Raw genomic sequence first — 23,771 nt, 5'->3', positions numbered from 1 at the left:
CTGGCGGCACGCCGCACAGCCAGTCACATCACTCTTCCATAATGGGCGCAAATCCACCGTAGATCATTCGCTTGCCATCAAATGGCATAGATTCACCGAATTCCTTCATACGGGGATCGGACATCATCTTCTGATTCGCCGCATCGCGGACCTCTTTGGATGGATATTCAATCCAGCTGAATACCACTTCTTCATGATCCTGCGCTTTCACTGCCATGCGAAAATCGGTCAACTTGCCGTCGGGGACATCATCTGCCCAGCACTCCACCACGCGCAATGCACCGAACTCCTTGAAAAGCGGAGCTGCTTTTGCCGCCATCGCAATGTACGCCTCCTTGTTTTCAGCGGGTACGGCAACCACAAAGCCATCAACATACTTCATGAGAAAAACCTCCGAAGTGTACTGCGCGGCAAGCCGATTCCGGCCGCGTCAGTCGAGGTTAAGTTTAGTCGCCAGCAGACGATCGCGCCCCAGGCGTATTCTTGATGCGAATACGTGCCTGCGGCTGATGCCGAAACCACGGCAGGCAAAGCTGAATGAGCGGCCCGATTGCCAAGGCATACAGCACCGTACCAACCCCCACGGTTCCTCCCAGCAACCAGCCGATAAGCAGCACCGACACTTCGATTGCGGTTCGAATTCGTCGTACTGGCCAGCCGGTACGCGCGTGGATACCGGTCATCAGACCATCACGCGGACCGGCGCCAAAACCGGCGCCAATGTACAGGCTGGTTGCTAACGCATTCAATATTACCGCTGACACCAGCAGCCCGCTGCGCGCCAGCAGAGATTCAAATCCTGGAATCACCAGCAGCGCGGCATCTGCCGCCAGTCCGATCATAATCACGTTACTCAACGTGCCAAAGCCAGGACGCTGGCGCAGCGGTATCCATGCCAGCAGCACCAACACGCCCACGGCAATAATCACCACGCCGATATTCATTGACAATAAATTGGCTACACCCAGGTGAAACACGTTCCAAGGATCGGCCCCTAAATCAGCACGGACAAACATCGCCGTCGACACACCGTACAGCACCAGCCCGATATATAACTGAAGTAAACGACGCAGCATGCTTTTCCCCTCTCACTCTCAGATAACTTTCATCTTCATCGCAATTGGCACTATGATTAATGTCCAGTTTTCAAAAAGTGGACTGCTATGTCATCTCGCCGTTATGGAAGTCAGTCTTTGCAACGCCTGCTCGGACACTGGCTGGAAAGCCCCTCGCGAACGCCCATCTGGCGACAGCTGGCAGAAGCGTTACGTCTGCTTATTCTCGATGGTCGACTGGCGCTGGATAGCCGTTTACCGGGTGAACGCGAGCTCGCCGTCGTCCTGCAAGTAAGTCGAACTACCGTCGCCAGCGCTATGGCGCAACTGCGTGAAGAGGGATATCTGGAAAGCCGTCATGGTAGCGGATCACGGGTGATCCTGCCGGAACATATTCGCCATGTGCCAACCCGGACCAGTACCGGCACAGCACTTGATTTGTCCACGGCGGCGCTAAGTGCCGGACCCGAAATTCATCAGGCTTACCAACAGGCGCTGTTCGCCATGCCACAGCATCTGTTGAGTTCCGGGTATCTGCCACAGGGACTGTCGGTATTGCGTGAATCCATCGCTCAGCATTATTGCGATCGCGGGCTCCCGACGCAGCCCGATGAAATCATGGTCGTGAATGGTGCTGTCAGCGGCCTGGCGCTGATCCTACGTTTGCTCACCGGCCCCGGCGATCGCGTAGTGGTAGATCACCCTACTTATCCGCTGGCGATTGCCGCGATTCAAGGCGCATCCTGTCGCCCCGTCGGCGTGTCGCTACCCGAGCACGGTTGGGATACCGCGGGTCTGGTCGCCACCCTCGCGCAAACCGCACCGAGAATGGCCTACCTGATGCCGGACTTTCACAACCCGACCGGGCGTTGCATGGACGCTGCAACTCGCCAGGTCGTGGCGGATATTGCCGAACGAACCCGCACTACCCTGGTGGTCGATGAGACGATGGTGAACCTGTGGTATGACGCCCCGCCGCCGCCGCCACTTGCCGCATTCAATCGCGACGCGCCGATCATTCTATTGGGTTCGGCCGGGAAAAGCTTTTGGGGGGGATTACGTCTGGGCTGGATCCGGGCGTCGGCACGAACCATTGCGGCGCTGGTACAAACCCGCGACACCTTCGATTTAGGCTCCCCGGTGCTTGAACAACTCGCCACCAGTTGGCTGCTGGATAACGCCCCTAACTTTCTTCCTGACAGAAGACGCCTGCTCACATCGCGGCGAGATCTGTGCTCGGACCTGATGAACTCACATTTCCCGGAATGGCAGTTTACCCAGCCACAGGGAGGACTCTCTTTCTGGGTTGAACTGCCCGATACGCTGGCGACGCTCTTTGCCACACGCGCCGAAAGTGCAGGCATTCAGCTGGGTACCGGTACGCGGTTTGGCCTTGATGGCGCATTCGATCGCTTTTTGCGTATGCCCTTCACGTTACCGGATGACACAGCGCGTGCTGCTTTCAGAGTGTTGCAACCCATTTGGGATAACCTGCGATTGCAGGCCAGCAGCGGAAAAATGCGTAAAATAATCTAAGCGACGAGTCAAAAGACCCGCCATTGAATACCGTGATGGACAAGGAAGTCCCAGCAATATTACTGTTGAGGAGGAACCGGGAATCCCTTCAGGGAAATTACGAAATTCTCACCGTCTTTCTTAATTTTTGCCCCGGCATCACACCAGTCGGAGGCAATACGGAAGAACTCATCGCTGCCGACATTCCAGCTCAGACGAACATGTTTCACATAACCGGAACGCAGCATTTCACAAGCTTCGCCGTAATTACAGGCGGTTGAGAGCGGTTGTTGTTTCATTTTTTCTTCTTCAGTAGTCTGCGCAACGCTTTGATTTCTTTAGGAGTCAGTGCTTCAACTACGGACTCTTCCGTATGCTGGCTATCGATATCCTCAGCGGAGACTCCCGCCTCTTCAACGGCGGTAAACGCAATCAGCAGCAGTTTTTCCGTCGCAACACTTAAATTTTCGTTATGCACTTCAGCGTAATGGCGAAGCTTTTCTTTTAGCGCCTCATCAATTTTGACATTCAATACAGCGGTCGACATCGTAGAAAATCCTTGTGGTCAGCCAAAACACACCGAATGTAAGACTCTGTCGTTACAGTGCGATGGCGGCGGCAAAAGCATCAAATAACATCCCCGAAACACATTGACAGCATTTGATGACAATAAAATGACAATACGATGACAAAGAAAAGAAGATAAGCAGAAGGGAAATTGCCGGACGGCAGAATTGGGTGGGGGCCCTGCCAGCTACATCCCGGCACACACGTCATCTGCCTTGGCTGCTTCCTTCCGGACCTGACCTGGTAAACAGAGTAGTGTTGCGGGAGAACCAACAGAGCCCCCATTGAGAGCGTTGTTAACCAACGCGCAGGCGCATTATCACTGCTGCACCCTGTAATTGCAACCCATCCAGCATCGGATGCTGTTTTCTTGTGCAATGCAGCTTCACTCCTTCGCCATTCAGCATTATGCTGGAGGATTAGCGCAGGAATAAATAATGGATATACAAGACTCTTTCCCCCAACGCGTCTGGCAAATCGTCGCGTCAATCCCCGAAGGTTTCGTCACTACGTATGGCGATGTTGCCAGGCTTGCCGGTTCGCCGCGTGCTGCGCGCCAGGTAGGCGGCGTGCTTAAGCGTCTCCCCGAAGGCAGCACTCTGCCCTGGCATCGGGTGGTCAATCGCCATGGTACCATTTCGCTGACCGGCCCCGACCTGCAACGGCAGCGTCAGGCGTTACTGGCAGAGGGAATTGTGGTTTCTGGAAGCGGACAGATCGATTTACAGCGTTATCGCTGGGTGTACTAACCCTCTCCAGGCGGAGAGGGTTACGACTACCTTAGTACTGCGTGGGGGCAGGAACGGCAGAAGACGGATTCACCTGGGTTGGTGACGTTGACGGCACCGTGGTGGCAGCCCCACCGCTCGCCTGAACCGGTACTGCCGTTTGCTGTACAGGGACCAGCGTCAGGTCAGCTTTTGTACCACCCTGATTAATGACCGTCTGAACGGTATCAGTAATAAAGACCAGTTTGTCATTAACCGTAATTGCCGCACTCAGCAGAATACGAGCGTTAGGCTGAATATCTGCTGGATTAAACGGTAATACGAAGCTGAATGGCGCCTGCTTGCCTTCAGTACGGACCGCTTTTTGCGACAGCACTTTTGACGGCGCATCGGCCAGCGACGCATCTGACAGCGTGACGGTCAGCACCGCATCGGGTGGCAAGGCCACTTTCTGGCGGATCCATACCGTACCAGAAACATTTGGCTGTTGAATTTTAGACTGTGTGTCAGCAATTGACGTATTAGGGCTTGGCGCAGGTGTCTGAATATCTGCACTTTTATCAGCACAGGCCGCCAGAGCGACCGCAACCGCTAAACCACTTACCATGTGCACGAGTTTCATTAAATTCTCCTTATCATCTATGCACCAGCGAGAACTTTCCTCGCCAGAAGAGTGGTTAACAAAAACATAACGTGACTAAGTGTGGCACAAGACAGCTGTTTTTGCCTGTAATAGGCCTTTAATTCAGACAATTGCACCCATCGGACCACTTTCAAAATTGCGTTATACTCTGCCTACCTCGCTGCGAGAACGATATAACCTGGAGAGCACGTATGAGTCTGGCGCTGAAAAATTTGCTGACATTGTTAAATCTGGAAAAAATTGAAGAAGGACTCTTTCGGGGCCAAAGTGAAGACTTAGGGTTGCGTCAGGTTTTTGGGGGACAGGTTGTCGGTCAGGCGCTGTATGCCGCCAAAGAAACCGTACCGGAAGAGCGTCTGGTCCACTCTTTTCACAGCTATTTTTTACGCCCCGGCGATAGCCAAAAGCCCATCATCTATGATGTTGAAGTCTTGCGTGATGGTAACAGCTTCAGCGCGCGCCGCGTTGCCGCAATTCAGAATGGTAAACCCATTTTTTACATGACCGCCTCTTTCCAGGCACCGGAAGACGGATTTGAACATCAGAAAACCATGCCGGATGCGCCGGGTCCCGATGAGCTGAAATCAGAAACGGAAATTGCCCGTTCAGTGGCGCATTTACTGCCGCCGCTGTTGAAAGAAAAATTTATCAACGATCGTCCGTTGGAAGTGCGCCCGGTTGAGTTTCACAACCCCTTAAAAGGTCACGTCGCACCTCCGGCGCGCCAGGTATGGATCCGCGCAAACGGCGAGCTGCAGGACGATCTGCGCGTCCATCAATATCTGCTTGGCTATGCCTCAGACCTGAACTTCCTGCCTGTTGCACTGCAGCCATACGGGATTGGTTTTCTGGAAAAAGGGATTCAGATCGCCACCATTGACCATTCAATGTGGTTCCACCGTCCGTTCAATATTAATGAGTGGCTGTTGTATAACGTCGAGAGCACTTCGGCCTCCGGTGCCCGGGGTTTTGTACGCGGGGAGTTTTATACCCAGGACGGCGTACTGGTCGCCTCTACCGTGCAGGAAGGGGTAATGCGTAATCGCAATTGAGAATTACCGGATGGTGGCGCAAAAGCGTTGCCATCCGGCAGATTGAAACATCAAGCGTTGTAGGCGTTTTCGCCGTGACTGTTCACATCCAGACCTTCGCGTTCCTGCTCTTCCGGTACGCGCAGACCCACCGTCATATCTGCCAGCTTATAGCCAATGAAGGCCACCACGCCGGACCAGACGATGGTGATCGCCACGCTTTCCAGTTGCACCAGCAGCTGATGCCCCATGGTCACGCCCTCGGCAAAGCCCACGCCGCCCAGAGAGCTGGCAGCGAAAACGCCGGTCAGGATGCAGCCAACAATACCGCACACGCCGTGCACGCCAAACACATCACACGGATCGTCCACGCGCAGAAAACGCTTCAGCATGGTCACTCCCCACAGGCCAGCCAGCCCCGCAACGACACCGATAATCAGCGCTCCTCCGACACCAATGTAGCCACATGCAGGTGTTACGCCCACCAGACCTGCAATAGCACCAGAACAAGCGCCCAGCAGAGACGGTTTGCCACGCAGCGCCCATTCACCGAAGATCCATCCGAGGATGGCGGCAGCGGTGGCGACCACGGTATTGACGAAGGCCAGTGCGGCAATTTCATTCGCCGTTCCCGCTGAACCGGCGTTAAAGCCAAACCAACCAATGTAGAGAATAGCGGTACCGGTGAAGACCATCGGCAGGTTATGCGGTTTAAAGGCTTCTTTGCCAAAACCGACGCGTTTGCCAATCAGATACGCACCAACCAGACCAGCAATCGCTGCGTTGATGTGCACGACCGTCCCGCCGGCAAAATCCAGTGCGCCGTGAGAAGCCAGTAAGCCGCCGCCCCAGACCATATGGGCAATGGGGATGTACGACAACGTTAACCACACCACCACAAAAATCAGCACCGCAGAGAAACGAATACGCTCAGCAAGAGCCCCGACAATCAGCCCAACGGTGATGCAGGCAAAAGATCCCTGAAAAGCAACGTGAATGTATTGGTAGAAGCTCCCCGTGACCGCCGTCAGCTCGATGTTCTTCAGCAATACCCAGTTGAAGTTGCCGAAGAAATTATTCCCTTCGCCAAAGGCCAGTGAGTAGCCATAAACCACCCATAGAATACAAACCAGAGCGAATGTCACCGTCACCTGAGTCAGCATCGACAGCACGTTCTTACCGCGAATCAAACCGCCGTAGAACAACGCAATGCCAGGGATAGTCATAAACAGCACCAGCGCGGTACAGATCATCATAAAAGCGTTATCTGCTTTATCCGCAACCGCCGGTGCCGCCATCGCCAGTCCCGGCAGTAGCGCCAGTGAAGCAATACCTGTTTTCATCGTTGCTATCTTCATTTTTTGGTTTCCTATCACTGTGTGCCAGAAGTTACAGTGCGGCTTCGTCGGCTTCGCCGGTACGAATACGAATCACACGTTGCAGCTCGGCGACGAAGATTTTGCCGTCGCCAATTTTTCCGGTGTATGCCGCCTTACTGATGACATCAATCACGCCATCCAGTTGGTCGTCGGCAATCGCCACATCAATCTTCACCTTTGGCAGAAAATTGACGCTATATTCAGCCCCACGGTACAGCTCAGCATGACCTTTCTGTCGGCCAAACCCCTTCACTTCGGTGACGGTCAGCCCCTGAATACCAATAGACGACAGTGCTTCACGGACGTCTTCCAGTTTGAACGGTTTGATTACCACGGTAACCAGCTTCATAGATCCCCTCCAGTCAGAATTCAGTAGTGGCTGCAGATACACGAGAGGAATATTGCAAGGGGTGTGCCAGGAATGAAAAACGCGGAATGATTCAGGTTCGCCGGGTGCTGCCGGGAGAGAAACAGAAAAAACGCACTATAACGGTGCACAGTGCGTTACATTTTTGCACCAGATTGTTGATTGCCGGATGGCGGCGTAAACGCCTTACCCGGCCTACGATACCGCGTGGCCGGATAAGCACTGCGCCGTCAGGCGATAACAGAATCCTCTTGCGTGCTGGCGGCTAACTCTTCGCCCGCCAGCTGCAGCTGATACATCTGCCAGTAACGGCCTTGCGCCGCCAGTAATTGCTGGTGCGTACCACGCTCAACCGCCTGACCGCGATGCAGCACCAGAATGGTATCCGCATCGACAATCGTCGATAACCGATGCGCAATCACCACCAGCGTAGTGTGTTCACGGACCGCCGCCAGCGCGTGCTGAATGGCCTGTTCAGTACCGGAATCAATACTGGCTGTGGCTTCATCGAGGATCAGCACCTGCGGCGTTTCAACCAATACCCGCGCCAGCGCCAGCAGCTGTTTCTGCCCAACGGAGAGATTATTGCCCTGCTCGCCCAGCCGGGTATGAATCCCCTCGCTCAAACCCCGAGCCAGTTCTGCCAGTTGCACAGTCTCCAGCGCCTGCCAGACCCGCTCTTCTGAGATATCGCGACCCAGCGTGACGTTTGCCAGGAAAGTATCCGCCATCACCACCGGATCCTGCTGCACCATCGCGATGCCCTGACGTAACGCACCGTGGCTCAGAGAAGACAACGGACGTCCGTCAAGGCGGATTTCCCCCTGCGTCAGCGGGTAATATCCCATCAGCAGGCTGGCCAGCGTGCTTTTGCCGCTGCCTGTGTGTCCGACCAAAGCCACAAAGCTGCGCGAAGGCACGGACAGACTGATGTTTTGCAGCACCAGATTGTCGTCGCGATAGGCAAATGAAACGTTATCCACCTCAATGTCTCCGCTTTTGAGCGGGCGATCGTCTTCACCATAGCGCTGACGAGGCCCGTCCATCAGTTCGAACACTCGCTCACCGGCGACAACCGCCTGCTGCAGCATTGATTGCTGAGTGGTCAGCTCGATCAGCGGTTCGTTCAAACGGCCGAGGTAGCTGATGAACGCGTACAGCACGCCAACCTCGATGGAGGTGCCAGAGGTAAAACTGAACAGCATCAGCAAACCGCAGAGGATTAGCGCCGAGAAAAGGCTTAGCAGCGGACGCAGCAAAAAGCCATCCAGTCGCAGGGTCTGCATTCGCGCCATATAGTGCGAGCGGCTGGCCTCCCCCATTCTCTCGCCAAACCTTGCCTGCTGGCGGAACTGCTGGATAACGCTCATGCCGTTGATGACTTCGTTAAAGCCATCGTTAATATCCGCCAGATAAGCGCGCACCCGACGCACAATCGGGGTGCTGTAGCGTTGGTAAATCACCATCACCACCAACACGGCCGGGAAAATGGCCATCGCCACCAGCGCCATACGCCACTCGAGGCTGAACATCGCGACCAGCATGGCACCAATTAAGGCCGCGCTGCGCAGAACCGTTGCGACCACCGTCACGTACAGGTCACGAATCACTTCGGTGTCATTGGTCACGCGGGAGATAAGCTGCCCGACGGGCTGAGTATCAAAGGCGCTGAGCGGCTGGCGCAGCGCAGCGTCCATTACGTCGGTACGTAACTGTTGTACTACGCCAACCGCCGCCTGGTTAAACAGTAACGACTGCGCGTAATGCAGCCCTGCCGCCAGCAGTTGCAGACCGACATAGGCGGCAACCAGCCCGGCAACCATCGCCAGCGGCAGATTGTTCTTCGCCACCATGTTATCGATAAAATAGCTAATCAGCAGCGGGCCGCTGACTTCCGCCGCCGCCGCCACCCACAGCATGACGACCGCAATCGCTAACTGTTTTCGCCATGGGGAACCATACGCCAGCAGTCTTTTCAGAGTCGGCCATAATTGCCCGAAACTACGCATTAGCCGCCTCCTCGTTTATCTCTGGCGCATCAGACAGCGCCGCTTCCAGTTGCTGATAGCGGTACATATCGCGATACCAGCCAGGCTGCTGCACTAAAGATTCATGCTCACCGCGCTGGGCAATATGCCCATGCTGCATCACGATAATCTCGCTGGCTTCCGTCAGAGCCGACAAACGGTGTGCGCTAATAATCACGGTTCGGCCTTCGCCCCACTGGCGCAGGTTATGCAAAATCTGATGTTCGGTACGACCATCTACCGCCGACAACGCATCATCCAGAATCAGGATTTCAGCGTTCAGCAGTAACGCTCGAGCGATAGAAATACGCTGTTTTTGCCCGCCAGACAGCATCACCCCGCGTTCGCCCACTTCGGTGTCGTAGCCCTGCGGAAGACGTAAAATATCCTCATGAACGCTGGCAAGACGCGCCACATGCTCGATCTCTTCCTGCGTGGCCTGCGGGCGTCCTAAGGCGATGTTATTGCCGACGGTATCGGAAAACAGAAATGGCGTCTGGCTGACAACCGCCAGTCGGCTACGCCAGCTATCCAGCTGTAAGCGCGTTAATGGGATATCATGAAAGCGCACATCGCCCTGGGTGATATCAAAATGACGCTGGATCAGCGACAGCACCGTACTTTTTCCCGAGCCGGTCGGACCACAGATGCCCAGCATCTGTCCAGGTTTGAGCTGGAAATTCACATTTTCCAGCGCCGGGTGAGTGGTTTGCGGGTAGCAAAATTCGCGAATCGCCACCGCCAGCTCGCCGCGTCCTTCCGGCACCGGTTCAGTACCGTCATCCACTACCGGCGCTTCTGCCAGCATGGCGCGAATTCGGCTATACGCGGCGCTGCCGCGTTCGACGATGTTAAACATCCAGGCCAGCGCCAGCATCGGCCAAATCATCAGACCGAGATACATCATAAAGCTGGTGAGCTGCCCGAGCGTCAGCGAGCCGTGTACCACCATCCAGCTTCCCCCGGCAATCGCCAGCAGGTTAGCCATACCAATGGCGATATAAATCGTGGGATCAAAGCGGGCGTCAATGCGCGCCACGCGCAGGTTTTTCTTACCGGTATCTTCAGCATCAGCGGCAAATAATGCCGACTGTCGATCCTCCAGACCAAAGGCCTTGATCATACGAATACTGGTCAGGCTTTCCTGAGTACGATCGTTGAGACTGGAAAACGCCGCCTGCGCCAGCTTAAAACGGTTATGGAGTCGATCGCCGTAACGTTTGATCATCAACGCCATCACCGGCATCGGCAGCAGCGCAATCAACGTCAGTTGCCAGCTTATCTGCGTTGACATCACGATCAGCACCGCACACCCCATGACCAGCGAATCCACCAGCGTCAGCACCCCTTCTCCGGCGGCAAATACGACGCGATCGACATCGTTGGTTGCCCGCGCCATCAGATCGCCCGTACGGTGCCGCAGATAAAATTCTGGATGCTGGCGACTCAACTGACGGTAATAATCTTCCCGCAGCTCAACCGCCAGTTGGTAGGATGCGCCAAACAGCAGCACGCGCCAGACATAGCGCAGCAAATAAACCACCACGGCAATCAGGGCAATTGTCCCCACCCACATCAGCAGCCGCTCGGTGGTGAAACGTTGAGTCGTCACGCCATCCACAATGATCCCGACCACTTTCGGCGGAATAAGCTGAAGGATAGCGATGATGATAAGCAAGGCCACTGCCCCGAGGTAGCGACGCCACTCCCGGCGGAAGTACCAGCTTAATTGAGCAAATAATCGCACGCGTTATGTCCTGACAAGATTTCCGGCAATAAGCGCCGGGAGAATTATTCAATAGGTAGAGCAGTTGTGTATTTAATCTGTTCCATGGCAAAGCTGGAGGTGACGTCAGACAGGCCCGGTACGCTATTCACCAGGCGCTTATAGAATTCATCATAGCTTTTCATATCAGCAACCTGCACTCGCATCAGGTAGTCATACTCCCCTGCCATACGCCAGAACCCCAGAACCTCGGGCATTCCGGTCACTTCAGTGACAAAGCGGCAATACCATTCGCTGCTGTGATGCTGAGTTTTGATCAGCACAAACGCGGTGAGTCCCAGCCCCAGTTTTTCTGGATCCAACAGGGCGACTCTGCCCAGCAGGATACCGTCATCCTCAAGTCGTTTGAGACGTTTCCAGCAGGGGGTGGTAGTCAGATTAACGGCATCTGCTAATGCCTGCAAAGAAAGGGTGCAGTCCTGTTGCAGCAAGCCGAGTAGCTTGCGGTCAATTTTGTCTAACATATCCACTCCACAGAGAAGAATTTTCTCCTTACATTCTATTTTAAAGGCTAAATGGCAACAATTTTTTCCGTGCTTTTCGCTATTCTGGGCACAAAATGACAAATGGATATCTATTAATGATGAATAGCTCCTGGGTTAAAAACGCCATCAATGAAATCAACGCGGATTATCAGCGTTCTGCGGATACGCATCTCATTCGCCTGTCGCTACCGGCGTTCCCGGGCATTCAGCTCTATTTAAAAGATGAGAGCACGCATCCGACCGGGAGTCTGAAGCATCGTCTGGCGCGCTCACTGTTTCTGTACGGATTGTGCAATGGCTGGATCAAAGAAGGCACCACCATCATTGAATCATCGTCCGGTTCAACGGCGGTCTCTGAGGCTTATTTCGCTCGACTGTTAGGGTTGCCATTTATTGCCGTCATGCCTTCCTGTACGGCAAAACGTAAGGTTGAACAGATTGAATTTTACGGCGGTCGCTGTCATTTCGTGGAAAGCGCCTGCGAAATCTATGCGGCCTCTGAGCAACTGGCGCGTGAGCTGAACGGTCATTACATGGACCAGTTCACTTACGCTGAGCGCGCCACCGACTGGCGCGGCAATAATAATATCGCCGACAGCATCTTTCGTCAGATGCAGTGCGAGCCCAACCCCGTTCCCCGCCATATTGTGATGAGCGCCGGAACCGGTGGCACCTCAGCAACCATTGGCCGCTATATCCGTTGTCAGGGCTACGACACTCAACTGATGGTAGTGGACCCGGAAAACTCGGTCTTTCTGCCCTTCTGGCAGGATCGCGATGCCACGTTACGCAGTCCGGTAGGAAGTAAAATTGAAGGCATTGGCCGCCCGCGTGTCGAACCGTCTTTCATTCCTGACGTGGTCGATGAAATGCTGCGCGTGCCGGATGCCGCAAGCGTGGCCACCGCACACTGGCTGGAAACGCAGTTGGGCCGTAAAGTCGGCGCCTCTACGGGTACCAATATGTGGGGAACGCTGCAACTTGCCGCCCGTATGCGCGATGCCGGAGAAAGCGGCTCACTGGTGACGCTGTTGTGTGACAGCGGCGAACGCTATCTGGAAACCTACTACAACCCTCAGTGGGTCGATGCGCACATCGGTGATTTAACGCCGTGGAAAGCGGAGCTCGCCCGACTACTGAACACCCATTAATGGGATAAAAAAAAGCCAGACGCGAAGTCTGGCTTGCTGGAAGGGATCTCTCATTCGGGGGAATAAGGTAGATGTGGATTGTCCAGCCAATGCGTCAAAAAGTGTGACACTGCCTGATTACGGCAATGCCCAATCACCGATAAATGAGGCAGTTCAGCAATCAGTTGCGGCATCGCGTTACCCATAATCAGGCCGCGCCCAACGCTGCCTAACATTTCGCGATCGTTCATAGCATCGCCAAACGCCATACACTCGGCCATTGAATAACCTAAATGGTCGCTCAACACCGCCAATGCCGATCCTTTATTACAGCCCAGCGGCAGCACCTCAAGGCAATCAAACGCGGAAAAACAGAGATTCGCCTGTTCACCCAGCGCTTCATTCAGTTGAATTCGCAATTGGATCAAAGAGTCATGATCGCCGCAGAAACAGACTTTCGTGACCTGATGCGCCGGAATACGTTTTACATCGACGATCTGGTAGCGAAATCCACTATACACATGCGCCTGCAGCAGCGAGGGGATCTCTTGTCCGGTGAACCAACCGTTGTCATTAAAGACATGCATGCTGGCGGTAGTGTCCCACTTCTGATGCAACACAATATCCGCGACATTCGGATCCAGATCCTGACGGTGTAACACATCGCCCTCAAGAGAGTGAATACGCGTGCCATTACCCGTGATCAAAAAGGCGTCCAGTGAGATCGAGCCTAAAATATGGCGCATCTCAAGCACATGTCGGCCGGTAGCAAATGTCAGAGTAATATCGCGTTCACGCAGGCGCGACAGCGTTGAAAGCGTTTCGTCACCTAAATGGTGATTCGGCATCAAAAGGGTGCCATCCATATCAAATGCAGCCAGACGAGCCATTTCTTTCTCCACACTTTGACGCGGTTAACTTGTGATCCAGTATCACCTGAGATATACGGAAGTAATAGTGAATAGATAAAATGAATTGTTCCGGGTTTCTCTACGCATAAACCGTTAACGGACATCCTGAAGGAAAAAGTATCAATGCGTCTGCTTAATCGCCTGAACCAGTACCAACGCCTGTGGCTGCCCTCGAACGGCGAACCGCAGTCGGTGACCGTCGGGGAACTGGCCGAACGCTGTTTTTGTAGCGAACGCCATGTGCGTACCCTGCTAAAGCAAGCGCAGGATGCGGGCTGGCTGGAGTGGCATGCCCAGTCGGGGCGCGGGAAACGCGGGCAACTGCGGTTTTTAGTGACGCCAGATTCACTGCGCAACACCATGATGGAACAGGCGCTGCAAAAGGGAGAGCAGCTTAGCGTACTGGAACTGGCTCAGTTGGCTCCGGGCGAATTAAGAACACTGCTACAACCGTTTATGGGCGGTCAGTGGCAAAACGACACGCCAACCCTACGTATCCCCTATTACCGCCCGCTCGACCCCTTGCACCCCGGTTTTCTCCCTGGTCGCGCGGAGCAACACCTCGCCGGACAAGTTTTCTCTGGCCTGACCCGGTTTGACAGCACTACGCAACGTCCTTGTGGAGACTTAGCCCACCACTGGAATATTTCCGCTGACGGCCTGCGCTGGGATTTCTATATTCGTTCCACCCTGCATTGGCATAACGGTGATACGGTAAGCAGCTCACAGCTACATCAGCAGTTGCTGAAGCTGTTAGAACTCCCCGCGCTGAATAAGCTGTTTATCAGCGTAAAGCGCATTGAGGTGACGCATCCCCAGTGTCTGACCTTTATTCTGCATCGTCCCGACTTCTGGCTGGCGCACCGTCTGGCAAGCTACAGCAGTCACCTGGCGCATCCTGAGCACCCGTTTGTGGGTACCGGCCCGTTCCGGTTGACGCTGTTTACTCCTGAGCTGGTGCGTATCGAGAGCCATGATCACTACCATCTGAGTCATCCGCTGCTAAAAGCCATTGAATACTGGATAACCCCACAGCTCTTCTCCCAGGATCTGGGCACCAGCTGTCGCCATCCGGTGCAAATTGCGATTGGTAAACCCGAAGAGTTGCCTATGCTAAGCCAGGTAAGCAGCGGGATCAGTCTTGGTTTTTGCTATCTCACGCTCAGAAAAAGCGCGCACCTGAATACGCAGCAGGCCCGTAGACTGATCAATATCATCCACCGTTCTTCCCTGCTACAAACGCTTGAAGTGGATGAAAATCTGATCACGCCAAGCAATGCACTGCTCCCCGGATGGACTATCCCACAATGGGATGAACTCGATGAGGTGGCATTACCGGAAAAGCTGACGCTGGCTTATCACCTGCCGGTAGAACTTCACGCTATGGCTGAACAGCTTCGCCAGGCGCTGGCGCTGCTCGGCTGTGAATTAACGCTTATTTTTCATAATGCTAAAAACTGGGATGGCGATCATCCCTTAGCCCAGGCCGACCTGATGATGGGCGACAGGCTGATTGGTGAGGCACCTGAATATACTCTCGAACAGTGGTTGCGCTGCGATCAGCTCTGGTCACATGTATTGAATGCGCCAGCATACACACATTTGCAAACGACCCTGGATGCCCTTCAAATCCAGGCCGATGAGGACGATCGCCACGCTGCTTTACAACAAGTTTTCGCCACGCTAATGCATGACGCTACCCTGACCCCACTGTTCAATTATCACTATCGCATCAGCGCGCCACCGGGCGTGAACGGCGTACGCCTGAATCCTCGTGGCTGGTTCGAGTTTACCGAAGCCTGGCTGCCACCTCCTTCAGTGTGAAGAAGCTGGTCGACGGCACGTCCAGGCGCTACCATAAGGGCTTCGTTATTTTGTCAGGAAAAGCCATGAAACGTGCCGTTGTTGTATTCAGTGGAGGTCAGGACTCCACGACTTGTCTGGCGCAAGCGCTGTATCAGTATGATGAAGTGCACTGCGTGACCTTTGATTATGGTCAGCGCCATCGCGCTGAGATTGATGTCGCACGTGACCTGGCCTTAAAACTTGGCGCGCGGGCGCACAAAGTACTTGATGTCACATTGCTCAGTGAACTGGCTGTCAGCAGCCTGACCCGCGATAACATTCCGGTACCCGATTACGAACCGGATGCGAACGGCATTCCCAATACCTTTGTGCCAGGACGCAATATTCTGTTCTTAACGCTGGCAGCAATTTACGCGTACCAGGTGCAGGCAGAAGCGGTCATTACCGGCGTTTGTGAGACCGATTTCTCCGGCTATCCGGACTGTCGCGATGAGTTCGTTAAAGCCCTGAACTATGCTGTAAGCTTGGGGATGGCGAAAGATATTCGCTTTGAAACCCCACTGATGTGGATCGATAAAGCCGAAACCTGGGCACTGGCCGATTATTGGGGCAAGCTGGACCTGGTACGCGAAGAAACGCTGACCTGCTATAACGGCATCAAAGGTGACGGTTGCGGTCACTGTGCGGCGTGTAATCTGCGTGCCAACGGCCTGAACCATTATCTGGCGGATAAACCGGCAGTGATGGCGGCAATGAAGCAGAAAACCGGGTTAAAGTGATTGTATTGCCGGATGGCGCTTTGCTTATCCGGCCTACAGGTACTCAATGCCACTACTGCACCATCTGCTCCAGTTTTTCCCGTAACTCCCCTTCCAGCGGCAGCGCTTTTTGCGTTTTCAAATCAATACAGACGAACGTAATCAGCGCGTCTGCCACCACCTGCCCTTCCGGCTCCAGGGTAATGGTCTGGTTTAACACGCCACTTTTGCCATTTAACTGTTGAACCTGACTGGTGATGGTCAGCAGGTCGCTCAGCACCGCGGGACGGCGGTAGTTGATATTAATATTCACGACCACAAAAGCGATGTTGTGTGCGGTCATCCACTGAAAGCTGTCGCTGTTTTCCAGACCATCCCAGCGGGCTTCTTCCAGAAACTCCAGATAGCGGGCATTGTTAACGTGCTGATAGACATCAAGATGAAAACCACGAACTTTGATTTGTGTTTGCATAGCGCAGGGGCCTTACGTTGTTTTTATAGGAACAGACTTTAGGGTAAAGAGGTCATAACTGGTATGACCTCTACAGTCTGGCAAACTTTCAGCGCTCTGCAAGTTATTAAAGTGTTAAAACTGCCAGGTTACGCTCAACCAGCGAACTACCCATGCCCGGCACCTGTTTTAAATCGTCCACCGTTTTAAACGGCCCGTACTCCTCACGATAGCTCACAATCGCCTGCGCTTTCTTTAGACCCACGCCATTCATGACTCGCGCTAAATCCTCCGCAGAAGCGCTATTGATGCTTACCCTGGTGCCTTCATCGTCGCTTGCTTTAGCGGGCAGTGTGGCTTTGCTCTGTGCCACCCCTGAGTTTTCCGCTTTGGTTTGCGTCGCCTGGCTTTTGGCGACAGGTTCAGCCGCCAATGCGGTTTGGGCCATACCAGCGCAGGTCAATGAAAGAGTGATAAGCAGGGCTTTGATTCCATGTTTCATACTGTTTTCTCCTTGTTTGTTAACAGTGGAATCACGATAGCGAGGTGCAGAACGGCAGACAAACGGCAAATATCAGAAATGGAAAAGGCCGCGAAAGCGGCCTTTGGTAGATACAATTTTTTGCAATTTTTTGCGAACTGCCTCGGTTATTGCTGCTGTTCCAGCGCATCACCGATTTTAATTTTTGCGGCTTTACGCAGGTTGCTCATCAGCGCTTCGAAGACAATCTGCGCGTTGTTCTGAGTGATCCCCTGAACCATCGCTTTCTTCTGCGCTTCAGGCATAGAACCAGCTTTCACCTCGTCCAACGCCAACAGAACAACGTTACCCTGCATGTCGTTCGCGACGCCGTAGCTCGGTTTGTCTTTCGCCGGCAGGCTCAGACCAAAGGCAGCCTGGCTCAGCGGATCCTGACCCGTACGGCTCAGCGTTTTCGCCTCGCCAAAGCTCAGACCCGCCGCTTTCATCGCTTCATCGCCTTTACCGGCTTTCAGATCAGCCAGCAGTTTATCGGCATCAAGCTTCGCCTGCTGCTCTGCTTTATTGTGCTTAACAAGCGCAGTTACCTGATCTTTCACTTCAGCCAGTGGCTTCACGGCTTCGGCTTTGTGCTCTGCAATACGCAGTACAAACGCGCGATCGCCATCCACGGTGATGATGTCGGAGTTACTGCCAGGCGTACCGTTTTCGCCAACCAGACCACCATTGAAAATAATGTCAGCGACCGGTTTGAAATTCAGTTCTTCCGGCAGGCTGTCACGGCTAAACCAGCCCGTTTCAACCGCTTTCATACCCGCAGCCTGCTCTGCACCCGCCAGAGATTCGTTATCGTTGCTGGCCGCGTCGCTGACTTTCTGCTGCAGCGCATAGTAGGCATCCAGCGCTTTTTCCTGCTTCACTTTTGCCGCAATCTCGTCACGGGCTTCGCTCAGCGGTTTAACTTGCGCAGGCTGTACGTCGTCAAGACGCGCAACGAGGAAACCAACGGAAGACTTAATTACGCCAGACAGTTGGCCTTTTTCTTTCAGACCAGCATTTTTCAGCTCATCCGGGGTAGTGGAATCTTCCAGCCATCCCATATCACCGCCTTTACGAGCAGAGATGATATCGGCAGATTTTTCTTTCGCCAGCGCAGCGAAGTCACCGCCTTTGTTCAGCTCATCCAGTACCGCTTTGGCTTCATCTTCCGTTTTGGTCTGAATGATGCTGTAGCGGTTACGCTGCGGCTGAGTGAACTGATCCTGATGCTGGTCATAGTAAGACTGAATATCAGCATCGCTGGCCGTCTCCTGCATAGCAGCAGCGTCCAGCTTGATGTAGCTCACGCGGAACTGTTCCGGCGTCATAAAGTTGTTTTTATTCTGCTCGTAGTAGCTGGCAACTTCCTGCTCGGTAACAGACTGCTTCGCGGCCAGTGCGTTAACGTCAATCGTCGCCTCGCGCACGATACGCTGCTGTGCGACCAGCGCCGCCAGTTCATCCGTTTCGCCTTTCAGCATGAAGTCCGTACCGGCAACACCGTTAATCAGCTGCTGTGTCGTGAGCTGATTACGTAATGCCTGTGCGTACTGGTCTGCAGTCATTCCCATTTGATTGACAATCGCGTTGTAGCGGTTGTTATCAAACTTGCCGTCCACCTGGAACGCAGGCGTGGCGAAAATGGCCTGTTTAACCTGATCGTCGCTGATGTTGAGCTTAAGCTCGCGGGAATACTGATCCAGCAGCGCTTCGTCAACAAGACGATTCAGCACCTGCTGACGCAGCGTTTTCATATAACCTTCGTTCGCGGCCAGCTCGGAGTATTGATCGCCCAGCTGTTGCTGCATGCGGTTACGTTCGCTGTTGAACGCATTCTCGAACTGCCCGCGGCTGATCTCCTGGCCATTCACTTTGGCGGCGAAGTTATTGCCCCCGCCAATCAGGTAACCACTCACGCCGGTCAAAATGAACGACACGATAATGATACCGAAAATAATCTTGAGCACGAGACTGTTAGCAGCCGTGCGTAAGCTGTCCATCATGGTGTAACCACACTCCGCTGTAGATGACTATACGCGTTATCCTCTATGCTGCCCCCGCGTTGATGACAACAACGGCAACAAGGATTTTGAGTATATATGCTTCACGCAGCATAGCGTTTCCTGAACGCTGCGCACAAAGGTCTATTGTGACAAGAAACAGGGGCAATTGTCAGCCCACAACGCGTAGAAAGTACCGGAATTACAAATAAAAAAGGCACATCAGTCGATGCGCCCTTGTACTTCGTCACATCCCCAAAGGGGAAATCACTTAGTTTACCGCGTCTTTCAGTGCTTTACCTGCACGGAAGCCCGGTACTTTAGCCGCGGCGATGGTGATCTCTTTACCTGTTTGCGGGTTGCGACCAGTACGGGCAGCACGCTCTTTAACGGCAAAAGTACCAAAACCTACCAGCGCTACGTCATCACCTTCTTTCAGAGATTCGGTAACAGAAGCAATAATTGCATCTAACGCACGTCCAGCCGCAGCTTTAGAGATATCAGCCCCTGCAGCAATTTTGTCGATCAGTTGAGATTTATTCACTCTTCTCTTCCTCTTTATAATTTATATCGCACCTGAATCCTTCAAAGTGCGACCGCGCAGCAGTTATATCAGGCCTGCCATGCCCTTACAACACCCGTTAATGATGGCAAGCCTAATCCGTTATCTAAATTAGCTATACAAAAAAAGGCTGGCAAGCCCGAAATGGCCTGCCAGCCCTGTTTTTATTAATGCTCTTTGCGCGAGGTCACTATTTTGCCGTCACAACCTGCATTCCAGAGGGTTCATTTTGCAACGCAAGAGTCAGAACTTCCTCAATACGTTTCACCGGGTGAATATTAAGATCGGCAATTACGTTGTCCGGAATCTCTTCCAGGTCACGTTTGTTCTCATCGGGAATTAAGACCGTCTTAATGCCGCCACGGTGTGCCGCCAGCAGTTTTTCTTTCAAACCACCGATAGGCAGAACCTGACCACGCAGGGTGATCTCACCCGTCATCGCTACGTCGGCGCGAACTGGGTTACCGGTAAGACAAGACACCAGCGCAGTACACATAGCAATACCCGCACTTGGACCGTCTTTCGGCGTCGCCCCTTCAGGTACGTGAACGTGGATGTCGCGTTTTTCGTAAAAGTCCGGGTTAATACCCAGTTTTTCCGCACGCGCGCGCACCACAGTCAGCGCAGCCTGAATCGACTCCTGCATGACTTCACCCAGAGAACCGGTGTAGGTCAACTTACCTTTACCCGGTACGCAGGCGGTTTCGATAGTCAGCAGATCGCCGCCAACTTCCGTCCACGCCAGACCCGTCACCTGACCAACGCGGTTTTCGTTGTCCGCGCGGCCATAGTCAAAGCGCTGTACACCCAGATAGTCGTGCAGGTTGTCGCCATTGATCTCAATATGTTTCAGCGATTTATCCAGCAGCAGCTGTTTCACCGCTTTACGGCACAGTTTAGAGATTTCACGTTCCAGACTACGCACGCCTGCTTCACGAGTGTAGTAACGAATAATGCCCACAATGGCGCTATCGTCGACCGTCAGCTCACCTTTTTTCAGCGCATTACGCTCAATCTGTTTCGGCAACAGGTGACGTTTGGCAATGTTCAGCTTTTCGTCTTCGGTATAACCGGACAGACGGATCACTTCCATACGATCCAGCAACGGTGCCGGAATATTCATGGAGTTAGAGGTCGCAACAAACATCACATCGCTGAGATCGTAGTCCACTTCCAGGTAGTGATCGCTGAACGCCACGTTCTGCTCTGGATCCAGCACTTCGAGCAGTGCGGAAGCCGGATCGCCACGCATGTCGGAAGACATTTTGTCGATCTCATCAAGCAGGAACAGCGGGTTTTTAACGCCCACTTTGGCCATTTTCTGGATCAGTTTACCCGGCATAGAACCGATATAGGTCCGGCGGTGACCGCGAATTTCGGCTTCATCACGCACGCCGCCCAGCGCCATACGGATGTATTTACGCCCAGTTGCCTTAGCGATGGACTGCCCCAGAGAGGTTTTACCTACCCCCGGCGGTCCAACCAGACACAGGATCGGCCCCTTGATTTTATTTACACGGCTTTGAACCGCGAGATACTCAAGAATACGGTCTTTGACGCGCTCCAGACCATAATGGTCGGTATCGAGGATTTCCTGCGCCTGACGTAGGTCTTTTTTGACCTTGCTACGCGCATTCCACGGCACCTGTACCATCCAGTCGATGTAGCCACGCACCACGGTCGCTTCCGCCGACATAGGAGACATCATTTTCAGCTTCTGCAGCTCTGCTTCCGCTTTCTCTTTTGCCTCTTTCGGCATTTTCGCCGCGTCGATTTTACGCTTCAACGCTTCGTTTTCGTCCGGTGCATCGTCCATCTCACCGAGTTCTTTCTGAATAGCTTTCATCTGCTCGTTCAGATAGTACTCGCGCTGAGATTTTTCCATCTGCTTTTTCACGCGGTTGCGAATGCGTTTCTCAACCTGCAGCAGATCGATTTCAGACTCCATCATCGCCATCAGATATTCCAGACGTTCGTTAACGTCGGACATCTCCAGCACGGACTGCTTGTCAGCCAGCTTCAGCGGCATGTGTGCAGCGATGGTATCCGCCAGACGTGCAGGATCGTCAATGCTGTTCAGCGACGTCAGCACTTCTGGTGGAATTTTCTTGTTCAGCTTGATATAGCCTTCGAACTGGCTGATAGCGGTACGCACCAGCACTTCCTGTTCGCGCTCATCAATAGCAGGCGAGTCAAGGTACTCTGCTTTCGCAGAGAAATGCTCGCCGTTGTCAGACAGCGCAGAAATACGCGCACGCTGTAACCCCTCGACCAGCACTTTTACGGTGCCGTCAGGCAGTTTCAGCATCTGCAAAATAGAGGCCACGGTCCCGACGGTGAAAAGATCGTTTACACCCGGCTCATCCGTTGACGCTTCTTTCTGTGCGACCAGCATGATTTTTTTATCATGGTCCATAGCCGCTTCCAGACAACGGATAGATTTTTCCCGCCCTACAAATAAGGGTATGACCATGTGCGGATAAACCACCACATCGCGCAACGGCAATACGGGGATTTCAATGCGTTCAGAACGCTCAGGATTCATAGAGCTCTCTCTTAGTTTAGTTTCCGCCAGGTAATCAGGTGGTACGACTGTGCTTCACACCACCTTTAACATGTATGTCAGTATATGGGGATGTTTCCCACACATTCAACGCCATGTTTACGGAAAAATAAAAGGGGAGATAAAATCCCCCCTTTTTAATTAAATGTCTGTATGAATTGATGAATTATTCGCCAGATGCCTGCTGCGCTTCCGGCTTACCGTAAATCAGCAATGGCTTGCTCTGACCGCCAATCACCGACTCATCGATCACCACTTTTTCGACGTCTTCCATAGAAGGCAGATCGTACATGGTGTCGAGCAGCGCGGCTTCGACGATAGAACGCAGACCACGAGCACCGGTTTTACGCGCCATCGCTTTCTTAGCGATCGCATCCAGCGCTTCCTCACGGAATTCCAGATCGACACCTTCAAGATTGAACAGCGCCTGGTACTGCTTGGTCAGGGCGTTTTTCGGCTCTTTGAGGATCTGGATCAACGCTTCTTCGCTCAGCTCGCTCAGCGTTGCCACAACCGGCAGACGACCGATGAACTCAGGGATCAGACCAAACTTGATCAGATCTTCCGGTTCAACCTGCGACAGCAGTTCACCTTCGCTGGCTTTATCAGACTGCGCTTTTACCGTTGCGCCAAAACCAATGCCGGAGCCGGTTTCAACACGGTTAGCAATCACTTTATCCAGGCCGGCAAAGGCACCACCGCAGATAAACAGGATCTTGGAGGTATCAACCTGCAGGAATTCCTGCTGAGGATGTTTACGACCACCCTGCGGCGGAACGGCAGCAACCGTCCCTTCGATCAGTTTCAACAGCGCCTGCTGTACGCCTTCGCCGGAAACGTCACGGGTAATAGATGGGTTATCAGACTTACGTGAAATCTTGTCGATCTCATCGATATAGACGATCCCACGCTGTGCTTTCTGCACGTCGTAATCGCACTTCTGCAACAGCTTCTGAATAATATTTTCAACATCTTCACCCACATAACCGGCTTCGGTCAGCGTGGTGGCATCAGCCATGGTGAACGGAACGTCCAGCAGGCGCGCCAGCGTTTCAGCCAGCAGCGTTTTACCGGAACCCGTCGGGCCAATCAGCAGGATGTTACTTTTGCCCAACTCAACACCATTGCTGGTGTCGCCGTTGCGCAGACGTTTGTAATGGTTGTATACCGCGACCGCCAGCACTTTCTTCGCCTGCTCCTGACCGATAACGTAATCGTCCAGGTGGTTGCGAATTTCATGTGGCGTCGGCAGCGCACTGCGTTCACGGTGCGGTGCTACTTCCTTAATCTCTTCGCGAATGATGTCGTTGCATAAATCAACACATTCGTCGCAGATATACACGGATGGACCGGCAATCAGCTTACGCACTTCATGCTGGCTTTTGCCGCAAAAAGAGCAGTACAACAATTTGCCCGAGCCATCTTTGCGTTTATCTGTCATGGGTCAAAACCTCTTCTTTGTTCTTTGTGCCGCACACGACGACGCA

The 23,771-nt window shown here is 53.5% G+C and carries 23 protein-coding genes and 1 other RNA gene; 6 read left to right on the top strand and 18 right to left on the bottom strand.

Annotation, left to right across the window (positions count from 1 at the left end):
* Positions 1-28: 28 nt before the first annotated feature.
* Positions 29-382 carry a DUF1428 domain-containing protein gene (locus OGY72_RS01915; protein ID WP_003831033.1) on the bottom strand — a complete coding sequence of 118 codons (354 nt, stop codon included), beginning with the start codon at positions 380-382 and terminating at the stop codon, positions 29-31.
* A 64-nt stretch (positions 383-446) separates the two neighbouring features.
* Positions 447-1,076 carry a membrane protein YczE gene (yczE, locus tag OGY72_RS01910; protein WP_126319008.1) on the bottom strand — a complete coding sequence of 210 codons (630 nt, stop codon included), beginning with the start codon at positions 1,074-1,076 and terminating at the stop codon, positions 447-449.
* An 87-nt stretch (positions 1,077-1,163) separates the two neighbouring features.
* On the opposite strand from yczE, the gene yczR reads away from it, so the two are divergent.
* Positions 1,164-2,591, top strand: coding sequence for a MocR-like transcription factor YczR (gene yczR / locus OGY72_RS01905; protein ID WP_003831031.1), 1,428 nt, complete (start codon positions 1,164-1,166; stop codon positions 2,589-2,591).
* A 59-nt stretch (positions 2,592-2,650) separates the two neighbouring features.
* On the opposite strand, the gene OGY72_RS01900 is transcribed toward yczR, so the two are convergent.
* From OGY72_RS01900 to ffs, 3 genes are all read right to left on the bottom strand, one after another.
* Entirely contained in the window at positions 2,651-2,869 is a 219-nt protein-coding gene (locus OGY72_RS01900; protein WP_003831030.1) for a hypothetical protein, read from the bottom strand.
* Positions 2,866-3,117: a hypothetical protein gene (locus OGY72_RS01895; RefSeq protein ID WP_003831029.1), complete on the bottom strand. Its 252-nt coding sequence runs from the start codon at positions 3,115-3,117 to the stop codon at positions 2,866-2,868. The genes OGY72_RS01900 and OGY72_RS01895 overlap by 4 nt, the downstream gene beginning before the upstream one ends.
* A 198-nt stretch (positions 3,118-3,315) precedes the next feature.
* Positions 3,316-3,412, bottom strand: an RNA gene (ffs, locus tag OGY72_RS01890) — signal recognition particle sRNA small type.
* A gap of 162 nt (positions 3,413-3,574) precedes the next feature.
* Between ffs and OGY72_RS01885 the strand changes: the two genes are divergently transcribed.
* Positions 3,575-3,886 carry an MGMT family protein gene (locus OGY72_RS01885; protein WP_003831028.1) on the top strand — a complete coding sequence of 104 codons (312 nt, stop codon included), beginning with the start codon at positions 3,575-3,577 and terminating at the stop codon, positions 3,884-3,886.
* 31 nt (positions 3,887-3,917) lie between these two features.
* On the opposite strand, the gene OGY72_RS01880 is transcribed toward OGY72_RS01885, so the two are convergent.
* Positions 3,918-4,487 carry a YbaY family lipoprotein gene (locus OGY72_RS01880; protein ID WP_003021666.1) on the bottom strand — a complete coding sequence of 190 codons (570 nt, stop codon included), beginning with the start codon at positions 4,485-4,487 and terminating at the stop codon, positions 3,918-3,920.
* A 212-nt stretch (positions 4,488-4,699) separates the two neighbouring features.
* Between OGY72_RS01880 and tesB the strand changes: the two genes are divergently transcribed.
* Positions 4,700-5,560, top strand: a complete 861-nt coding sequence (tesB, locus tag OGY72_RS01875; RefSeq protein WP_003831027.1) for an acyl-CoA thioesterase II — start codon at positions 4,700-4,702, stop codon at positions 5,558-5,560.
* A 50-nt stretch (positions 5,561-5,610) separates the two neighbouring features.
* On the opposite strand, the gene amtB is transcribed toward tesB, so the two are convergent.
* The 5 genes from amtB to decR all read right to left on the bottom strand — a co-directional run bounded on the left by amtB (position 5,611) and on the right by decR (position 11,562).
* Complete coding sequence (amtB, locus tag OGY72_RS01870) at positions 5,611-6,897, bottom strand: ammonium transporter AmtB (RefSeq protein ID WP_126319016.1); 1,287 nt, start codon at positions 6,895-6,897, stop codon at positions 5,611-5,613.
* A 31-nt stretch (positions 6,898-6,928) separates the two neighbouring features.
* A complete protein-coding gene (gene glnK, locus OGY72_RS01865) occupies positions 6,929-7,267 on the bottom strand; it encodes a P-II family nitrogen regulator (RefSeq protein ID WP_003021657.1) in 339 nt (112 codons plus the stop codon).
* A gap of 248 nt (positions 7,268-7,515) precedes the next feature.
* On the bottom strand, positions 7,516-9,294 hold the full coding sequence (locus OGY72_RS01860) for a SmdB family multidrug efflux ABC transporter permease/ATP-binding protein (protein WP_008783952.1): 1,779 nt from the start codon (positions 9,292-9,294) through the stop codon (positions 7,516-7,518).
* Positions 9,287-11,059 (bottom strand): SmdA family multidrug ABC transporter permease/ATP-binding protein, encoded by a 1,773-nt coding sequence (locus OGY72_RS01855; protein WP_286546452.1) that lies wholly within the window; start codon positions 11,057-11,059, stop codon positions 9,287-9,289. The genes OGY72_RS01860 and OGY72_RS01855 overlap by 8 nt, the downstream gene beginning before the upstream one ends.
* 44 nt (positions 11,060-11,103) lie before the next feature.
* Positions 11,104-11,562: a DNA-binding transcriptional regulator DecR gene (decR, locus tag OGY72_RS01850; protein WP_003831023.1), complete on the bottom strand. Its 459-nt coding sequence runs from the start codon at positions 11,560-11,562 to the stop codon at positions 11,104-11,106.
* 116 nt (positions 11,563-11,678) lie between these two features.
* On the opposite strand from decR, the gene OGY72_RS01845 reads away from it, so the two are divergent.
* Complete coding sequence (locus OGY72_RS01845) at positions 11,679-12,734, top strand: PLP-dependent cysteine synthase family protein (protein ID WP_122984023.1); 1,056 nt, start codon at positions 11,679-11,681, stop codon at positions 12,732-12,734.
* A gap of 50 nt (positions 12,735-12,784) precedes the next feature.
* Here the strand turns inward: OGY72_RS01845 and cof are convergent, their stop codons facing one another.
* Positions 12,785-13,603, bottom strand: coding sequence for an HMP-PP phosphatase (gene cof, locus OGY72_RS01840; RefSeq protein ID WP_048235970.1), 819 nt, complete (start codon positions 13,601-13,603; stop codon positions 12,785-12,787).
* Between the two features lie 144 nt (positions 13,604-13,747).
* On the opposite strand from cof, the gene OGY72_RS01835 reads away from it, so the two are divergent.
* Both OGY72_RS01835 and queC read left to right on the top strand, forming a co-directional pair.
* Complete coding sequence (locus tag OGY72_RS01835; RefSeq protein ID WP_166465385.1) at positions 13,748-15,448, top strand: SgrR family transcriptional regulator; 1,701 nt, start codon at positions 13,748-13,750, stop codon at positions 15,446-15,448.
* Between the two features lie 65 nt (positions 15,449-15,513).
* Positions 15,514-16,209, top strand: coding sequence for a 7-cyano-7-deazaguanine synthase QueC (queC, locus tag OGY72_RS01830; protein WP_286546445.1), 696 nt, complete (start codon positions 15,514-15,516; stop codon positions 16,207-16,209).
* A gap of 52 nt (positions 16,210-16,261) precedes the next feature.
* On the opposite strand, the gene fadM is transcribed toward queC, so the two are convergent.
* From fadM to clpX, 6 genes are all read right to left on the bottom strand, one after another.
* The gene (gene fadM / locus OGY72_RS01825) at positions 16,262-16,660 is read right to left on the bottom strand and encodes a long-chain acyl-CoA thioesterase FadM (RefSeq protein WP_003021636.1); all 399 of its coding nucleotides are present in this window, start codon (positions 16,658-16,660) and stop codon (positions 16,262-16,264) included.
* A gap of 106 nt (positions 16,661-16,766) precedes the next feature.
* Positions 16,767-17,141: a helix-hairpin-helix domain-containing protein gene (locus OGY72_RS01820; RefSeq protein WP_286546444.1), complete on the bottom strand. Its 375-nt coding sequence runs from the start codon at positions 17,139-17,141 to the stop codon at positions 16,767-16,769.
* Between the two features lie 146 nt (positions 17,142-17,287).
* On the bottom strand, positions 17,288-19,162 hold the full coding sequence (ppiD, locus tag OGY72_RS01815; RefSeq protein WP_149384064.1) for a peptidylprolyl isomerase: 1,875 nt from the start codon (positions 19,160-19,162) through the stop codon (positions 17,288-17,290).
* A 268-nt stretch (positions 19,163-19,430) separates the two neighbouring features.
* A complete protein-coding gene (hupB, locus tag OGY72_RS01810) occupies positions 19,431-19,721 on the bottom strand; it encodes a nucleoid-associated protein HU-beta (RefSeq protein WP_219352570.1) in 291 nt (96 codons plus the stop codon).
* A gap of 190 nt (positions 19,722-19,911) precedes the next feature.
* Positions 19,912-22,266: an endopeptidase La gene (gene lon, locus OGY72_RS01805; protein WP_003831014.1), complete on the bottom strand. Its 2,355-nt coding sequence runs from the start codon at positions 22,264-22,266 to the stop codon at positions 19,912-19,914.
* 184 nt (positions 22,267-22,450) lie between these two features.
* Positions 22,451-23,725: an ATP-dependent protease ATP-binding subunit ClpX gene (gene clpX / locus OGY72_RS01800; protein ID WP_003831013.1), complete on the bottom strand. Its 1,275-nt coding sequence runs from the start codon at positions 23,723-23,725 to the stop codon at positions 22,451-22,453.
* Between the last annotated feature and the right edge of the window lie 46 nt (positions 23,726-23,771).

It is taken from the genome of Citrobacter sp. Cpo221, assembly GCF_030332345.1.
In the GTDB taxonomy this organism is placed as follows: domain Bacteria; phylum Pseudomonadota; class Gammaproteobacteria; order Enterobacterales; family Enterobacteriaceae; genus Citrobacter; species Citrobacter portucalensis.
This window is presented reverse-complemented; position numbering and strand designations above follow the sequence as displayed.

What these genes read in the sequence shown, in the direction of transcription:
- OGY72_RS01915 (WP_003831033.1), bottom strand. Translation starts at nt 382, where the DNA reads ATGAAGTATGTTGATGGCTTTGTGGTTGCCGTACCCGCTGAAAACAAG.
- yczE (WP_126319008.1), bottom strand. Translation starts at nt 1,076, where the DNA reads ATGCTGCGTCGTTTACTTCAGTTATATATCGGGCTGGTGCTGTACGGT.
- yczR (WP_003831031.1), top strand. Translation starts at nt 1,164, where the DNA reads ATGTCATCTCGCCGTTATGGAAGTCAGTCTTTGCAACGCCTGCTCGGA.
- OGY72_RS01900 (WP_003831030.1), bottom strand. Translation starts at nt 2,869, where the DNA reads ATGAAACAACAACCGCTCTCAACCGCCTGTAATTACGGCGAAGCTTGT.
- OGY72_RS01895 (WP_003831029.1), bottom strand. Translation starts at nt 3,117, where the DNA reads ATGTCGACCGCTGTATTGAATGTCAAAATTGATGAGGCGCTAAAAGAA.
- OGY72_RS01885 (WP_003831028.1), top strand. Translation starts at nt 3,575, where the DNA reads ATGGATATACAAGACTCTTTCCCCCAACGCGTCTGGCAAATCGTCGCG.
- OGY72_RS01880 (WP_003021666.1), bottom strand. Translation starts at nt 4,487, where the DNA reads ATGAAACTCGTGCACATGGTAAGTGGTTTAGCGGTTGCGGTCGCTCTG.
- tesB (WP_003831027.1), top strand. Translation starts at nt 4,700, where the DNA reads ATGAGTCTGGCGCTGAAAAATTTGCTGACATTGTTAAATCTGGAAAAA.
- amtB (WP_126319016.1), bottom strand. Translation starts at nt 6,897, where the DNA reads ATGAAGATAGCAACGATGAAAACAGGTATTGCTTCACTGGCGCTACTG.
- glnK (WP_003021657.1), bottom strand. Translation starts at nt 7,267, where the DNA reads ATGAAGCTGGTTACCGTGGTAATCAAACCGTTCAAACTGGAAGACGTC.
- OGY72_RS01860 (WP_008783952.1), bottom strand. Translation starts at nt 9,294, where the DNA reads ATGCGTAGTTTCGGGCAATTATGGCCGACTCTGAAAAGACTGCTGGCG.
- decR (WP_003831023.1), bottom strand. Translation starts at nt 11,562, where the DNA reads ATGTTAGACAAAATTGACCGCAAGCTACTCGGCTTGCTGCAACAGGAC.
- OGY72_RS01845 (WP_122984023.1), top strand. Translation starts at nt 11,679, where the DNA reads ATGATGAATAGCTCCTGGGTTAAAAACGCCATCAATGAAATCAACGCG.
- cof (WP_048235970.1), bottom strand. Translation starts at nt 13,603, where the DNA reads ATGGCTCGTCTGGCTGCATTTGATATGGATGGCACCCTTTTGATGCCG.
- OGY72_RS01835 (WP_166465385.1), top strand. Translation starts at nt 13,748, where the DNA reads ATGCGTCTGCTTAATCGCCTGAACCAGTACCAACGCCTGTGGCTGCCC.
- queC (WP_286546445.1), top strand. Translation starts at nt 15,514, where the DNA reads ATGAAACGTGCCGTTGTTGTATTCAGTGGAGGTCAGGACTCCACGACT.
- fadM (WP_003021636.1), bottom strand. Translation starts at nt 16,660, where the DNA reads ATGCAAACACAAATCAAAGTTCGTGGTTTTCATCTTGATGTCTATCAG.
- OGY72_RS01820 (WP_286546444.1), bottom strand. Translation starts at nt 17,141, where the DNA reads ATGAAACATGGAATCAAAGCCCTGCTTATCACTCTTTCATTGACCTGC.
- ppiD (WP_149384064.1), bottom strand. Translation starts at nt 19,162, where the DNA reads ATGATGGACAGCTTACGCACGGCTGCTAACAGTCTCGTGCTCAAGATT.
- lon (WP_003831014.1), bottom strand. Translation starts at nt 22,266, where the DNA reads ATGAATCCTGAGCGTTCTGAACGCATTGAAATCCCCGTATTGCCGTTG.
- clpX (WP_003831013.1), bottom strand. Translation starts at nt 23,725, where the DNA reads ATGACAGATAAACGCAAAGATGGCTCGGGCAAATTGTTGTACTGCTCT.